Source organism: Streptomyces sp. NPDC046862, from assembly GCF_040704615.1.
Taxonomy (GTDB): domain Bacteria; phylum Actinomycetota; class Actinomycetes; order Streptomycetales; family Streptomycetaceae; genus Streptomyces.
Genome location: NZ_JBEYXP010000018.1, coordinates 42362 through 57869, shown reverse-complemented (window position 1 = coordinate 57869; position 15508 = coordinate 42362). Strand labels below are relative to the sequence as shown.

10 protein-coding genes are annotated in these 15508 nt (G+C 72.9%); 6 read left to right on the top strand and 4 right to left on the bottom strand.

Going from position 1 to position 15508, the window contains the following annotated elements:
• Positions 1 to 63: 63 nt before the first annotated feature.
• Both AB0959_RS21280 and AB0959_RS21275 read left to right on the top strand, forming a co-directional pair.
• Positions 64 to 1410, top strand: coding sequence for a VWA domain-containing protein (locus AB0959_RS21280; protein WP_366827992.1), 1347 nt, complete (start codon positions 64 to 66; stop codon positions 1408 to 1410).
• A 105-nt stretch (positions 1411 to 1515) separates the two neighbouring features.
• Positions 1516 to 3225: an FHA domain-containing protein gene (locus AB0959_RS21275; RefSeq protein WP_366827991.1), complete on the top strand. Its 1710-nt coding sequence runs from the start codon at positions 1516 to 1518 to the stop codon at positions 3223 to 3225.
• A gap of 40 nt (positions 3226 to 3265) precedes the next feature.
• Here AB0959_RS21275 and AB0959_RS21270 read toward each other — a convergent pair whose 3' ends face one another.
• Positions 3266 to 4354, bottom strand: coding sequence for a methyltransferase domain-containing protein (locus AB0959_RS21270; protein ID WP_366827990.1), 1089 nt, complete (start codon positions 4352 to 4354; stop codon positions 3266 to 3268).
• Positions 4355 to 4477: 123 nt separating this feature from the next.
• Between AB0959_RS21270 and AB0959_RS21265 the strand changes: the two genes are divergently transcribed.
• From AB0959_RS21265 to AB0959_RS21250, 4 genes are all read left to right on the top strand, one after another.
• A complete protein-coding gene (locus tag AB0959_RS21265) occupies positions 4478 to 4882 on the top strand; it encodes a globin (RefSeq protein ID WP_366827989.1) in 405 nt (134 codons plus the stop codon).
• A gap of 221 nt (positions 4883 to 5103) precedes the next feature.
• On the top strand, positions 5104 to 8478 hold the full coding sequence (locus AB0959_RS21260; protein ID WP_366827988.1) for an ABC transporter permease: 3375 nt from the start codon (positions 5104 to 5106) through the stop codon (positions 8476 to 8478).
• 4 nt (positions 8479 to 8482) lie between these two features.
• Positions 8483 to 11314 (top strand): FtsX-like permease family protein, encoded by a 2832-nt coding sequence (locus tag AB0959_RS21255; RefSeq protein ID WP_366827987.1) that lies wholly within the window; start codon positions 8483 to 8485, stop codon positions 11312 to 11314.
• 197 nt (positions 11315 to 11511) lie between these two features.
• Complete coding sequence (locus tag AB0959_RS21250; protein ID WP_366827986.1) at positions 11512 to 12468, top strand: ABC transporter ATP-binding protein; 957 nt, start codon at positions 11512 to 11514, stop codon at positions 12466 to 12468.
• A 47-nt stretch (positions 12469 to 12515) separates the two neighbouring features.
• On the opposite strand, the gene AB0959_RS21245 is transcribed toward AB0959_RS21250, so the two are convergent.
• Genes AB0959_RS21245 through ettA form a run of 3 tightly spaced genes read right to left on the bottom strand, consistent with a single transcriptional unit; the run spans position 12516 to position 15282 of the window.
• Complete coding sequence (locus tag AB0959_RS21245; RefSeq protein WP_366827985.1) at positions 12516 to 13208, bottom strand: hypothetical protein; 693 nt, start codon at positions 13206 to 13208, stop codon at positions 12516 to 12518.
• On the bottom strand, positions 13205 to 13615 hold the full coding sequence (locus AB0959_RS21240; protein ID WP_366827984.1) for a thioesterase family protein: 411 nt from the start codon (positions 13613 to 13615) through the stop codon (positions 13205 to 13207). Before AB0959_RS21240 ends, AB0959_RS21245 begins: the two co-directional genes overlap by 4 nt.
• A gap of 2 nt (positions 13616 to 13617) precedes the next feature.
• A complete protein-coding gene (ettA, locus tag AB0959_RS21235; protein WP_366827983.1) occupies positions 13618 to 15282 on the bottom strand; it encodes an energy-dependent translational throttle protein EttA in 1665 nt (554 codons plus the stop codon).
• Positions 15283 to 15508: the final 226 nt, after the last annotated feature.

Sequence of the window (15508 nt, the reverse complement as noted above, 5' to 3'; positions counted from 1 at the left end):
CGTATCCGCAGGCACAGTCATCGCCCCACGAGTCGTGGGGGTCTTAGGGGGAGCGAAAAGCGCATGGCCAATTTCTCGAAGTCGAACGTGCCGCAGTTCTCGGTGGACGTGTACCAGAACGAGTACCTGCCGGAGGGCGGCCGCGAGGTCAACGCCATCGTGACGGTGAGTTCGACCGGCGGCGGCACCGTCGGCAGCGCCGTCGCCGCCCCGCACCTGTACTCGCCGGGACAGGGTCCCTCCGCGGCTGTGGCGATCATGGTCGACTGCTCGGGCTCGATGGACTACCCGCCGACGAAGATGCGCGGGGCGCGGGACGCGACGGCCGCCGCGATCGACGCGCTGCGCGACGGTGTGCACTTCGCGGTGATCGGCGGCACGCACGTCGCCAAGGAGGTCTACCCGGGCGGCGGACGCCTCGCGATCGCCGACGCCGCCACCCGCGACCAGGCCAAGCAGGCCCTGCGCAAGCTGAGCGCGGGCGGTGGCACCGCGATCGGCACCTGGCTGAAGCTCGCCGACCGTCTGCTCGCCTCGGCGGACGTCGCCATCCGGCACGGCATCCTGCTCACCGACGGCCGCAACGAGCACGAGTCCCCGGAGGACCTGCGCGCCGCCCTCGACGCGTCGGCCGGGCGCTACACCTGTGACGCGAGGGGTGTGGGCACCGACTGGGAGGTGAAGGAGGTCACAGCGATCGCGTCCGCGCTGCTCGGCACAGCCGACATCGTCGCCGACCCCGCCGGCCTCGCCGCCGACTTCGCGCAGATGATGGAGACGGCCATGGGCAAGGAGGTCGCGGACGTGGCGCTGCGGCTGTGGACGCCCCTGGGGACCGAGATCAAGTTCGTGAAGCAGGTGGCCCCCACGGTCGAGGACCTGACCGGCCGCCGCACCGAGGCGGGCCCTCGCGCCGGGGACTACCCGACCGGTTCCTGGGGCGACGAGTCGCGCGACTACCACGTGTGTGTGGAGGTGCCCGCCGCCGGACTCGGCCAGGAGATGCTGGCCGCCCGCGTCTCCCTGGTGATCCCGCAACCCGACGGAACCGTGCAGAACCTGGGCGCGCAGGGTCTCGTACGGGCCGTGTGGACGGACGACATGGTGGCCTCGACCTCCATCAACCCCCAGGTCGCGCACTACACGGGCCAGGCCGAACTGGCACAAGTCATCCAACAGGGACTGGACGCACGCAAATCGGGGGATATGGACGGAGCAACAGCGAAACTGGGCCGGGCCGTTCAGCTCGCGAGCGAGTCGGGGAACGCCGATACTGCGAAACTGCTTGCGAAGGTGGTGGACGTCGTGGATGCGGCGGCAGGTACTGTGCGACTGAAGGCGAAGGTCGCGGAAGCCGACGAGATGACTCTCGAGACACGGTCCACCAAGACTGTTCGTGTAAAGAAATAGCGAGGCCGACCCCGCCCCGGGGATCGGAGAAAATCGGTCACACTGGCCCATCGTGGCCGAGAAACCCGGCCCGGACGGCCGGAAAGGAAAGGGGGACGCGCCGACATGCCGACCTGCCCGAACGGACACCAGTCGGGTTCCGACGACTGGTGCGAGGTCTGCGGTCACCGCATGGCCGGTGCCGTGCCCCCGCCACCTCCGCCCCCGCCGCCGGCCGCCGGCTACGGCTATCCGCCGCCCGGCTCCCCTCCCCCACCTCCGGGTGGGGGCGGTCAGCCCGGAAGCCCGTATCCGTCCGCCGTACCCCAGCAGCACACACCGGAGCTCTGCCCGCAGTGCCGTACGCCCCGTGAGGGCGGCGCGCCCTTCTGCGAGGAGTGCCGGTGGAACTTCCTGACGAACACGGCCACCACGTACACCCCGGCCGCGCCCCGGCCGTCGGGCCCTGGTGGGCCTGGTGGTCCCGGCGGGCCTGGCGGGCCCTCCCCCTTCGGGGGGCCTGGTGGTCCCGGTGGACCCTCCCCGTTCGACGGGCCTGGTGGACCCGGTGGACCCTCCCCGTTCGACGGGCCTGGTGGACCCGGTGGACCCTCCCCGTTCGACGGGCCTGGTGGACCCGGTGGACCCTCCCCGTTCGACGGGCCCGGCGGACCCGGTGGGCCCGGTGGGCCGGCTGGACCTGGCGGGCCGACCGGACTCGGTGGGCCTGGTGGGCCTGGTGGGCCTGGTGCTCCCGGCGGTCCTGGTGGACCCGGCGGTTCCGGTGGGCCGAACCCTGCGCTCCGGTTCCAGCAGCCGCCCGGGCCGGGGCCGTCCTTCGGCGGCGGTGACTCGTACGACTACCAGAGCTCGCGACCCTCTCAGGTGAACCGGCCCGCGGAGCCCATTCCGCCGGGGCCGCCCTTCGGCAGCGAGCCCTCCGGGCCGGGTGGCTTCGGCGGCGATCCGTCGCGTCAGGCCCCGCCGCCCGGGACCGCGCCCGGCGGCCTGGGTGGACCTCCTGGACCCGGGGGCCCCGGTGGACCTGGCGGACCTGGCGGACCGGCCGGTCCTGGAGGTCATGGAGGTCCCGGAGGCTTCGGTGGCCCCGGTCCGGGCGGCCCCGGTCCGGGCGGCCCCGGTCCGGGCGGTGGTCTGCCGCAGGCGTTCCAGCAGGCGGGGCCGCCCGCTCCGCCCACCTTCCCGCGCGAGACGGGGCAGCCCGGTGCGCCCGGTCCCGGCGGGCCCGGCGGTCCCCAGCCCGGCGGCCCGTCCTTCGGGGGCGGGGAGGACGACTGGGTGATCTCCCCGCCGACGTCCGGCCCCGGCGCTCCTCCCGGAGCCGGTGGACCGGGGGCTCCCGGCGGCTACGGATACCCGCAGCCGGGCGCCACCCAGGCTCCGCCCGGTCCCGCGTATTCGCAACAGCCGGCGACCTGGACGGCGACGATCGGCCCGGACCGCGACTACTTCATGTCGATGATGCAGCGCTCCGGCCCCGAGGCCGCGGGGCTCAACCTACCCGCGTACTCCCCGGAGCAGCAGCGCACCCTCGTCGGCAACCAGCTGACCATCGGCCGCCGCCGCCACTCCACCGGTGACACCCCCGACATCGATCTGTCGGTGCCGCCGGAGGACCCGGGGGTCTCGCACCAGCACGCGGTGCTGGTGCAGCAGCCGGACGGCAGCTGGGCGGTCGTCGACCAGAACTCCACGAACGGCACCACGGTCAACGGCTCCGAGGAGCCCATCCAGCCGTTCGTCCCAGTACCCCTGCAGGACGGGGACCGGGTGCACGTGGGGGCCTGGACGACGATCACCATCCGGCGCGGCTGAGCCGGAGCGCGGTTCACGGCCCGGCCGGACGGTTCACGGTTCACGGAAGGGGCCAGGCGTACGGCCCCTCCGGATCGTCCAGCCACGCCCACGCACGGTCGGCGCTGACCGTGATCCCGTACCGGTCGCGCTCCGGTTGCCCCTCGCGGTCCCAGAGCGCGAGCGCCTCGTGCGGGTCGAGACTGCCCGCACTCAGGCTCACGAGGAACCGGAAGAGCTCGTGATCCCTGGCCCGGCCCGGCAGCCCGCCCACATGGGGATGCATTCGCTCCCGGCCTCCCCGGTCGCCGCGCAACGGCACGAAGTACGCGGGCGTGTGCAGGAAGCGCCCCTCGGCGTACTCGGCGTCCCGCACCCGCAGCCCGACCAGGCCCGTGGCCAGCGGCGTGAGGATACGGGCGCCGGGTGCGCACTGGGCGAGCCAGGCACGCGGGATCGAGGGCAGCGTGCAGGTGGCGATGATCCGGTCGTACGGGGCGCGTTCGGGCGCCCCGCGTGCGCCGTCGCCCGTGACGACGGTCGGGTGGTACCCGGCGGCTGCCAGGTGTCTGCGCGCCCCCTCGGTGATGTCGGGGTCCAGATCCACCGTGGTGACCAGGTCGTCCCCGAGGCGGTGCGCGAGCAGAGCCGCGTTGTAGCCGGTGCCGGCGCCGATCTCCAGGACGCGGTTGCCGTCCTCCACCTCCAGCTCGGTCAGCATGTTCGCCATCAGCGAGGGCTGGCTGCTGGAGGAGATCAACTCCCCGTCGCGCAGGCGGGTGGCGAGGGGAACGTCGGTGTACGCGCCGCGCAGCCAGCGCTCACGACGTCTCGGATCGCGCTCCTCCCCCCAGAGCCGCTCGTAGCCGTTCCCACCCGAGCCGTTCCCACCCGAGCCGTTCCCACCCGGGCCGCTGCCGACCCGCCCGCCGCCGACCGGGCCGTTCCCGCCCTGGTTCCCTGCCCTCGTGGGGGCGGGCCCGCCCACGTAGTAGTACGGCACGAAGAGGTGGCGCGGAACGGCCCCGAACACCTCCCGCCACACCGGGTCGGCGTCGAAGGCCCCGCTCGCGCCGATCTCGCGCACCATGGCCGCCCTGGCCTCCGCGGCGAGGTCGCCCAGGTCCCGGTCGAGCGCATGTGTGCCCATATATCCACTGTGCTGCCTGATCGGCGCCGAGGCGAGCACCCCGGCGGGACGTTCCGCAATGCGCCATTCGTCCGCGGTCCTAGGCCTTGAGTCCTCCGTCCCCCCGTCTGAGACCATGGGTGCGTGAATGAGATTCGGCGCGGCACGCTTCAGGAGCAGACCTTCTACGAGCAGGTCGGCGGCGAGGAGACCTTCCGGCGGCTCGTGCGCCGCTTCTACGAGGGCGTCGCCGAGGACCCGCTGCTGCGGCCCATGTACCCGGAGGAGGACCTGGGCCCGGCCGAGGAGCGCCTGACGCTGTTCCTCATCCAGTACTGGGGCGGCCCCACCACGTACAGCGAGAACCGCGGGCACCCCCGCCTCCGGATGCGTCACGCCCCGTTCACCGTCGACCGGGCCGCGCACGACGCCTGGCTGAAGCACATGCGGGCCGCCGTCGACGAGCTCGGCCTCTCCGAGGAGCACGAGCGCACGCTGTGGAACTACCTCACGTACGCGGCGGCTTCGATGGTGAACACCGCGGGCTGAGGTCGCCCCTCCCTCCGGACGCACGCTTCCGGATATACACATTCCGGTTGCGCGCATTCCGGACGTACGCATTCCGACCGCTCGGCACCGAATTCCGGTCACAATCCGGTCAAGTCCGACCCACAAGCGCTTACCCGCGGTCACCGTCGTCTGACAGCATCACCCGGAGATCTCCGGGTGACCCCGGAGGCGGGGGCGGGGGCGGCTGACGGGGGGGCCGAGTGACGGGGTTCGTGTTACTGCGCGCGCGGGCACATCGACTGCTGCTCGCCGCCGCGTTGCTCACCGTTCTGCTGACCACAGCGGTGCCGACGACCCTCACCGCGTACTCGGGCGCGATCGGCGACGCGGCCCTGCGCCACTCACTCGCCGACCCCGGGAACGCCGTCGACACCGCCATGATCGTCAAGGCGGACACCCCGTCCGCGAACCGGCGCGCGGCCGCCGACCGCGCCGTACGGGAAGGCGCCCGACGGACCTTCGACGGCATGCCGGTGACCGTGCGCACGCTTCAGCGATCCGGCCCGTACGCCCTCCCACGCTCCCTCCAGCCGCCCGCCGCACGCTCGGGCAACCCCGATCTCACCCACTTCGCGGCCCTGGACCGCACCCAGGTGCGATTCACCGAGGGACGCCCGCCGCGCGGTGTCGGCAGCGGTGGCAGCAGCGGTGGCGGCAGCCGGATCGAGGTGGCCCTGCCGCAGACCGCCGCCGAGCCGCTCGGGCTGAGACCGGGCGCCCGCCTCACCCTCACCGACCGCTTCCGCGGCCCCGACGTGCGCGTCCTGATCACCGGCCTGTACCGGCCCGAGCGGATCACCGCCCCGTACTGGCAGGTGGACGACCTCCGCGGCCGTGGTGTCCACAAGCTGTCCTTCACGACGTACGGCCCCCTGCTCACCGACCCGTCCGTGCTCCTGGGCGACCAGGTGAGCAGCGGGGAGTCCGCCTGGCTCGTCTCCGCCGACTTCTCCACGCTGACGACGGACCGGATCGGCGCGCTGCGGCAGGCGGCCCGTGACGGCACCGCCGCGTTGCGCAAGTCCGACGCGCTGAGCGGCACCACGGCCGCGACGACCTCACTGCCCGAAATCCTGGACGACGTCGAACGCTCCCTCCTCGTCTCCCGCTCGACCCTGCTGATCGTGGCGCTGCTGCTCGGCCTCCTCTCGGCGTACGCGCTGTTCCTGGTGGCCCGGCTGCTGAGCGCCGAACGGGCGGGAGAGACTCGGCTGCTCAGGGCGCGCGGCGGCTCGCCCCGCCGGATCGCGGGGCTCGCCGCCCTTGAGGCGCTGCTGCTCGCGGTGCCCGCGGCGATCTGCGCGCCGCTGCTCGCCGGGCCGTTGACACGGCTGCTCGCCGAGCAGGGAGCGCTGGCGCGGATCGGGCTGCGCCTGGACTCCTCCGGCGCGCGCGCGGAGGTGTGGCTGGTCGCGGCGGCGGTGTCGCTGGGATGCGCGCTCGCGGTGGCGGCGCCGACGCTGACCTCCGGTGCCTTCACGGTGCGGCGGGCCCGCGCGCTGCCCGCTCCGGTGCGCGCCGGAGCCGACGTCGGCCTGCTGCTCGTCGCCGGGGTCGCGTACTGGCAGTTGGACCGCCGCAGCACCGGTGCCCTCAGCGCCGTCGGCACCGGCGATGGCACGGGCGCCCTCGGCATCGACCCGCTCCTGGTCACGGCCCCCGCCCTCGCCCTGCTCGCCGGTACCGTCCTCACCCTGCGGCTGCTGCCGCTCGTGGCCCGGCTCGCCGAGCGCCGCGCGGCGGCCGGCCGGGGGCTGCCGAGTGCCCTGGCCGGCTGGCAGTTCAGCCGCCGCCCGTCGCGCGGTGCCGGCGCGGTGCTGCTCCTCGTTCTCACGGTCGCCCTGGGGATGCTGGCGATCGGCGAGGGCGCCTCCTGGAACCGTTCGCAGGACGACCAGGCCGACTTCCGGGCCGGTACGGACGTCCGTGTCGTCACGAGCAGCGCGAGCGGCCTCGGTGGCTCCGGGCGCTACGCGGCCGTCGACGGCGTGCGCTCCTCCGCTCCCGCCGTCCGCACGACCCTGCCGCTGTCCGGCGACCGGACGGCGACCGTCCTGGCCCTGGACACGGCCTCCGCCGCCGACGGACTTCTGCTGCGACGCGACCTGGCCGCCGAGCCGGTACGGCCCCTGCTGGCGGACCTCCCCCCGAAAGGGAAGACGGCGGGCGCACGGCTGCCCACGGGCGCGACGGAGCTCCGCCTGGCCCTGCGGCTCCGCAGCGACCGGGGCGACAACGAGGCGGACACTGGCGGTGGTGGAGACGACGCGGCGGGCACCGACGAGGGCGGCGAGAGCACCACGGCGGACGTGACGGTCACCCTGCAGGACCGCCGCGACGTGCCGTACCGGCTCCCCGTCGGCCGGCTGGCCGCCGACGGACGGCTCCATTTCCTCACGCTGGACCTCGCTCGCGCGGCCGAGGCCCCGACGGGCCGGGCGGCCGAGCCCCTGACGCTCACCGACGTGCGGCTGACCATGGAGCAACCGGTCGGCAGCCCCGAACAACACCGCCTGTCCCTGGAGAAGGTGAGCGCCGTGCCCGCCGACGGACCGGAAGGACCGCTGCCGCTGCCCACCTCCTGGACGCTCACGGCGCGGTCCGACAGCCTGTCGCCGGCACCGGACGACTCCACGCTGCCGACGACCCCGCACAGGGAGGAGTCGCCACCGGGCTCCCTCACGGTCCGCTACGGCACCGGCTACGTGCCCCGCGACTTCTCCTCACAGCCCGAGACGTTCACGGTCCGCCTGCGGGTGACACAACCCTCGGCGTCCGAGGTGACGGGCATCGCCACCGACCGGTTCCTCGCGTCGGCCGGGCTCTCGGGGACCGGGCAGCGGATGGACGTCGCCTTCGGGGACGCGAAAGTACCGGTACGGATCGTGCGGAGCGTAAGGGCGCTGCCGACGACCGAGGAGGACGACGACAGCGACGGCGGGGCGCTGCTGGTCGATCTGCGGTCCGTGAACCGTGTGCTGGACGCCCGGGACAAGGACATCGCCCAGCCCACCGAGTGGTGGCTGCGGACGGAGCCGGGCGCGGCCGCGCGAGTGGCCTCGCAGGTGCGGGCACGCCCCGATGTCGAGCCCTCGCAGGTCGTCGTACGGGACGAGATCGCGGAGCAGTTGCGGGACGACCCGTTCGGGGCGGGACCCGAAGCCGCGTTCGCCGCGGCGGCCGTCGTCGCGGCCGCGCTGGCCGCGGTCGGGTTCGCGGTGAGCACGGCGGGGTCCCTGCGCGAGCGGACCGACGAGTTCGCGGTCCTGCGCGCGCTCGGCACTCCCCGCCGGCAACTGGCGCGTCTCATCGCCGCCGAACAGGGCGTACTGGTGGCCCTGTCCCTGACGGTCGGTGTCGCCCTCGGCACGGTCCTGACCCGGGCGGTGATCCCCTTGATCGTCCTCACTCCGCAGGCGACCCGTCCGCTGCCCGAGGTCCTGGTGAAACTGCCCGTCTCCCCCGTGGTCCTGCTGCTGGCCGCGGTGACGGTGGCCCCGCTCGCCGTCACGGCCGTCCTCGCGGCACGGCGCCCCGACGCGGCCGGCACGCTGCGGCACCAGGGGGGTGAGTGACCCGGTGCGTACTCGCTCTTCCAACGAGTCGTCCGTCGTGGCGCCCTGGGTGCGGACCCGGTTGCGGGCCGCACCCGGAGCGGCCTGCGCGCTGGCCCTGCTGGTCGCGCTCACCTCCTGTCTGGCCGCGGCCCTCCCGCGCGCGGTGGACCGGTACGAGGACGCGGGGCTGCGCAGTGCCGTCACCGAGGCCCCCGCCGAGCGGACGACCGTACAGTTCTACGCCCAGCAGTCCTCGACCGAACTCCCGCCGGAGGAGTGGGAGTCGGCCGTTCGCGCGGACACGCTGCGCGAGCAGTACGCACAGGTGCTGGCCGCCGTCCATCGGCCCCTGGCCGTCGACCGCGCGCAGTCGTCCTACGGGGTGCGCACTACAACCCCCGCGGAGGCACCGGACCGTTGGCTGCCGCAGCCCAGCGGGCTGCCCGCCCAGATGTCACTCGTCGCGCAGAACGGTCTCGCCGACCACGCCCGGCTGCGCACGGGCCGTCTGCCGCGCACCACCGGAACCGTCACCGCCCGCAGCCGCTCCGTGGAGGCCGCCGTCACCACCGAGACCGCCGAGCGCCTGCGGATCAAGGTGGGTTCCGTGATCCACCTCATCATTCCCGCGCGGGAACCCCTGGCCGTGCGCGTGACCGGCATCGTCGCCCCGCGCGAACCCGACGGCGCGTACTGGTCGACACAACCCCTGCTGCGCGCCCCCTCCCTGATGCGGAAGCCCGATGCACTCCCGGGCGCCAACACGTACTGGCTGGGCGCCCTGCTCCTGCCTCCGGACGCGGCACCCGCCCTGCTGGCCACGGAAGGGGGCCCCGAGCGCTACTGGCAACTCGCCCCTTCCGCCGCCTCGTTGAACGCCCGCGACCTGTCCGGCCTCTCGTCCTCCCTCGCCTCGCTCACGGCGGGGCCCGGACTGCTGAAGGTGCGCCAGGCCACCACCGACCCGGCGACGGACGCGAACACCGGCCTGGACGACGTGTTCCTCTCCCACCAGCGCCTGCGCGACGGCATCGCCCCGCTCGTGTCCGTCGCCGCCTACGGCACCGGGACCGTCGCGGCCGTGGTGCTGCTGATGGCGGGCGGCCTCGCCGCGGACCGCCGCCGTACGGAACTCGCCCTGCTGCGCGCCCGCGGCGGCTCCCTGCGCGGTGTCATGGGACGGCTGCTGGCCGAGACGGCGGTCGTGGCGGTTCCCGCCGGCGTGGTCGGCCTCGTGGTCGCCCTCCTCGCACTCCCCACCCCGCGCCGTACATACGCGGTGGCCGCTGCCGCGACCGTCACGGTCCTCGCCTGCGCCGTACTGCCGCTGCGCGCCGCTGCCCGACATGCGGTCGTACGGGTCCACGGCGCCCGCGAGGACCTGACCTCCGTACGCCCCTCACGGCGCCGCACGGTCGCCGAGGTCACGCTGGTGGTGCTCGCGCTGGGCGCGGTCGTGGCGCTGCGGCAACGAGGGACGGACGGGTCGGGATCCGCCGACTCGCAGATCTCCGGGGCTCCGGGCGCGTCGGGTGCTTCGGGTGCCTCTGCCGACCAACTGGTCTCTCTGGCGCCCGTGCTGGTGGGGATCATCGCCGCACTGGTGCTGGTGCGGCTGTACCCGCTGCCGCTGCGCCGGCTGGCACGCCGTGTGGGGCGGCTGCGGGGTGCGGTCGGGTATCTGTCGCTGGCCCGCGCCGGCCGTACGTCGGTCTCCGCGGTACTCCCGCTGCTCGCCCTGCTGACGGCCCTCACCACCGCCGCGTTCGGTGGCTCTGTCCTCGCGGGCATCGCCGACGTGCGCGACCGTGCCGCGCTGTCCACGACCGGTGCGGACGCCCGCATCGAGTCACCGCGGGCACTGCCCGACGCCCTGCCGGGCCAGGTCCGCCGGAGTCCGGGAGTACGGGAGGTCAGCCCGGTGAACATCGCGTACGACGTGACCCCGGACGACGGTGCGGAACCGGTGACGCTGGTGGGCGTCGCCCCGGACTCGTACGCGTCACTCGCCCGCCGGACCACCCTCGGCGCGTTCCCCGCGGACGCGCTGAAGCGCTCGGGCTCGCCTCGGTCGGACGTCCTCCCCGCCCTCGCGTCCCCGTCCCTCGCCGAGCGCTTCGAAGGCGGGACCTTCTCCGTGCGGCTGGAGGACGGCAACCTCGTCACCCTCCGGATCACCGTGGTGCGCGACACCACTCCGGCCGCCCCGGGCGCGGACTTCCTGGTGGTCGACCGCTCCGCGGTCCCCGGCCTCGCCAAGTCCTCCGACGGAGGCGCCCGCCCGACCACGCTGCTGGTAACCGGGTCCCACCTGGACGGCGCGGCGCTGCGCAAGCTGGCCGGCCACAACGCCGACGTCCGCCTGCGGTCGGAGGCCCGGGCACGCTACGTCGACTCGCCGCTGCAGGCCGGCGCCGAACGCGTCTACACGGCGGCGGTGGCGGCGGGCGCCGGTTACGCGACCCTGGCCCTGCTGCTGACGCTGATCCGCTCCGCCCCCGAACGCTCCGCTCTCCTGGCCCGCCTGCGCACCATGGGCCTGACACGCGCCCAGGGCCGCCGTCTGCTGATCCTGGAGTCCCTGCCGCAGGCCCTGCCGGCCGCGCTGGGCGGCGCCCTCACGGGCTGGGCCGTCGTCGGCCTCCTCTCCCCGGGCATCGATCTGACGGCGGTCGCCCTCGCGACGGCGACCGACTCCGCGCCGGCCGGTACCCACCTGCGCGCAGATCCGTGGTCCCTGCTGGTTCCGGCCCTCGCCGTCGTGACCCTGACGACGGGCGTCGCGACGGCGCAGGCGTGGTGGACCGGGAGACGGAGTTCGGTCAGGGAGCTGAGAGCGGGCGATCCCCGATGACGCCCACCCGACCGGGCCGCCGCCCTGCGACCCGACGCCCACCCATGCCTTCTTCGACCCGACGAGCACCGAAGCCCTCGGGCAACCACCACCGGAGCCACCGGGACAACCACCACGGCAGCCACCGGACAACCGCCACGCGAGCCACCCCCCGACCGCTGAGGGAGCCGTCCCATGACCGCTGAGGGAGCCGTCCCATGACCACCCCGGGCCCCACCTTCGCCGACCTCGCCCACCGCGCGGCCGCCCGTCGCGACCGCCCCGCCTACGGCCATGACGCCCTGATCACCTGCGACCGCCTGGTCCGGATCTTCTCCACGGACGGTGTCGAGGTGCAGGCGCTCCAGGGCCTCGACCTCCTCGTCCGCGAGGGCGAGCTGCTCGCCCTGGTGGGCGCGTCCGGCAGCGGCAAGTCGACGTTGATGAACATCCTGGCCGGCCTCGACACCCCCACCGCCGGAGCGGCCCGTGTCGCCGGGCGCGACCTGCTGACGATGACCGCCAAGGACCGGCTCCGCTACCGGCGCGAGATCGTCGGCTTCGTCTGGCAGCAGACCTCCCGCAACCTCCTGCCCTACCTGACGGCCGCCCAGAACGTGGCCCTGCCACTTCAGTTGGGCGGCTCCCGCACCCGCCGCCGCGCCCGGTCCGAACGCGCGCTGGAGCTCCTGGAGCTGCTGGAGGTCGCCGACTGCCGCGAACGCCGCCCCCACGAGATGTCGGGCGGGCAGCAACAGCGCGTGGCGATCGCGGTCGCTCTCGCGTGCGACCCGAAGGTGCTGCTGGCCGACGAACCCACCGGCGAACTCGACTCCCACACCGGCGAACAGATCTTCGCCGCCTTCCGCACCGCCAACGAACACCTGGGCACGACCATCGTGATCGTCACTCACGACCAGGCCGTGGCGGGCGAGGTCCGGCGCACTGTCGCCATCCGTGACGGCCGCACCTCGACGGAGGTCCTGCGCCGCACCGAGATCGACGCGGCCACGGGGCAGGAGGCGGTCGTCGCCCGCGAGTACGCCACGCTCGACCGGGCCGGCCGGCTCCAGCTCCCCGCCGAGTACACCGAAGCCCTCGGTATGCGCGACCGGGTCGCCCTGGAACTGGAACGTGATCACATCGGCGTGTGGCCGGACGACAGCGAGTCATGAGCGGAGCACACGGACACCCGAGTACCCGAACGCATGGCACCCGGTGATCAGCGCACGCTGACGTCCAGCGCCCCGAGTCCCGCCCTGCGCAGGGCGATCGACCCGTACGGTGTGCGCAGCCTGAGCCACGCGCCCGACGAGAACAGCTTCAGCGGCTCCTCACCGGGCCGCTCGGCCGCCCGTGCGGGACGCAGGAAGCCGAGCGACTGCGCCGCGTGCGCGACCCGCACGGGAAGGCCGGTGTCACCGATCGGCCGGGACCAGATCTCCCGCCCGATCCGGTCGAGTTCGGCCCTCGTCCGTCGCTCCGGCGCCAACTCCTGAGTACGGGACCGGAACTCGGCCACGGCGGCACCGACCATCGCCCGTACCGCGTCCGGTGCCGGCAGCCCCGGCTCCGCCCGCCAGCCACCGCGCGGGGGGAGCACTCCCGCCCACGGCGGGCCGGTGACGGCGGCCGGCACCACCGCGGTGGCCGCCGACTCGTCGATGCTCTCGAGGAGTTCACCCGCGGAGACGGTCACGTCGAGCGTGACGTCGAGCCCGTTCTCGTACGGCTTCGCGAGCCGCACCGCCCGGATCGCGAGGACCTCGAACGACGGGGGTCGCCCGAACACCGCGAGTGTCGTCCCGGCGCCTTTGATACGCACCGCCGCTGCCCGGTCGTAGTGGACGAGCCGTCCGAGGAAGGCGGCGAGGTCCGCCGCCTCCCCGTCGTCGGAGAGGTGAAGCATCGTCATGCCGCGACGGCCTTGTCCGCGTCGTCCATGTACTCCCGCAGGAACTCCCGCTCCTCGGAGGTGATCCGGCGCGGCCGCTGCGCCTCGAAGTCGAACGGCACTATCACCGTCGAGGCCCGGACATAGACCTGGTCCGGGTCCTTGACCTCGTAGGTCAGCGTGAACGACGCCGCCCTTATCTCGGTGACCCACAACTCGATGTCCACCGGCGTGTGCCGGTGGACCAGCTGCCGCTTGTAGTCGATCTCATGGCGCGCCACCACGGACCCCTGCTTAAAGTCCTTCTCCGGGCGGAACAGGAAGTCGATACGGGCTTCCTCCAGGTAGCGAAGGAAGACCACGTTGTTGACGTGGCCGTACGCGTCCATGTCCGCCCAGCGCAGCGGGCAGCGGTAGATGTGCCGCAAGATCAGCCCCGGGTCAGCTTCTTGTAGGTGGCGCGGTGCGGACGAGCCGCGTCCGGGCCGAGCCGCTCGATCTTGTTCTTCTCGTACGACTCGAAGTTGCCCTCGAACCAGAACCACTTGGAGTCGCCCTCGTAGGCGAGGATGTGCGTCGCCACGCGGTCCAGGAACCAGCGGTCGTGGGAGACGACCACGGCGCAGCCGGGGAACTCCAGCAGCGCGTTCTCCAGGGAGGACAGGGTCTCCACGTCGAGGTCGTTGGTCGGCTCGTCGAGGAGCAGGAGGTTGCCGCCCTGCTTCAGGGTCAGCGCCAGGTTCAGACGGTTGCGCTCACCGCCGGAGAGCACCCCGGCCGGCTTCTGCTGGTCCGGGCCCTTGAAGCCGAACGCCGAGACGTACGCGCGCGAGGGCATCTCGACCTGGCCGACGTTGATGTAGTCCAGCTCGTCGGAGACGACGGCCCACAGCGTCTTCTTGGGGTCGATGTTCTCGCGGCTCTGGTCGACGTAGGAGATCTTGACGGTGTCGCCGACCTTGATCGAGCCGGAGTCCGGCTCCTCCAGGCCCTGGATCATCTTGAACAGGGTGGTCTTGCCCGCGCCGTTCGGGCCGATGACGCCCACGATGCCGTTGCGCGGCAGCGTGAAGGAGAGGTCGTCAATGAGGACCTTCTCACCGAAGGCCTTGTTGAGGTTGTTCACCTCGACGACCACGTTGCCCAGACGCGGGCCCGGCGGGATCTGGATCTCCTCGAAGTCCAGCTTCCGCATCTTGTCGGCCTCGGCGGCCATCTCCTCGTACCGGGCCAGACGCGCCTTGGACTTGGCCTGCCGCCCCTTGGCGTTGGAGCGGACCCACTCCAGCTCCTCCTTGAGGCGCTTGGCGCGCTTGGCGTCCTTCTGGCCCTCGACCTTGAGGCGGGTCTGCTTGGTCTCCAGGTACGTGGAGTAGTTGCCCTCGTAGCCGATGGCGCGGCCGCGGTCGAGCTCCAGGATCCATCCGGCCACGTTGTCGAGGAAGTACCGGTCGTGGGTGATGGCCACAACGGTGCCCTTGTACTGGGCGAGGTGCTGCTCCAGCCAGTTCACCGACTCGGCGTCGAGGTGGTTGGTGGGCTCGTCGAGGAGCAGCAGGTCAGGTGCTTCGAGGAGCAGCTTGCAGAGCGCGACACGGCGCTTCTCGCCACCGGAGAGGGTGGTGACGGGCCAGTCGCCGGGCGGGCAGCCCAGGGCGTCCATGGCCTGCTCCAGCTGGGCGTCCAGGTCCCACGCCTCCGCGTGGTCCAGCTCCTCCTGGAGCTTGCCCATCTCCTCCAGCAGCGCGTCCGAGTAGTCGGTCGCCATCTGCTCGGCGATCTCGTTGAACCGGTCGAGCTTGCCCTTGATCTCGGCGACACCCTCCTGCACGTTCTCCAGGACGTTCTTCGCCTCGTTCAGCGGGGGCTCCTGCAGCAGGATGCCGACGCTGTAACCGGGCGAGAGGAACGCGTCACCGTTCGACGGCTGCTCGAGGCCGGCCATGATCTTGAGGACGGTGGACTTACCGGCGCCGTTCGGACCGAGCACACCGATCTTCGCGCCGGGCAGGAAGTTCAGCGAGACGTCGTCAAGGATCACCTTGTCGCCGTGCGCCTTGCGCGTCTTGCGCATGGTGTAGATGTACTCAGCCAAGAGAAACCGTCCGGCAGCTTGAAATCTGGCAGTGGGCAGTACCACCCATCTTGCCGCACGGCCAGCCCTCGACGGAAACCGAATGGTGGGGCCCCCGAGGACGCCCGCTCCCGGCGAACGACGCGGCCCCGGGCGCCTGGGAGGCGTACCGGGGCCGCGTCGACCGCGTGGGTCACCACGCGGTCACTCACTGTTGAGTTGCCAAGGATCAGTCCTGCTCATCGGG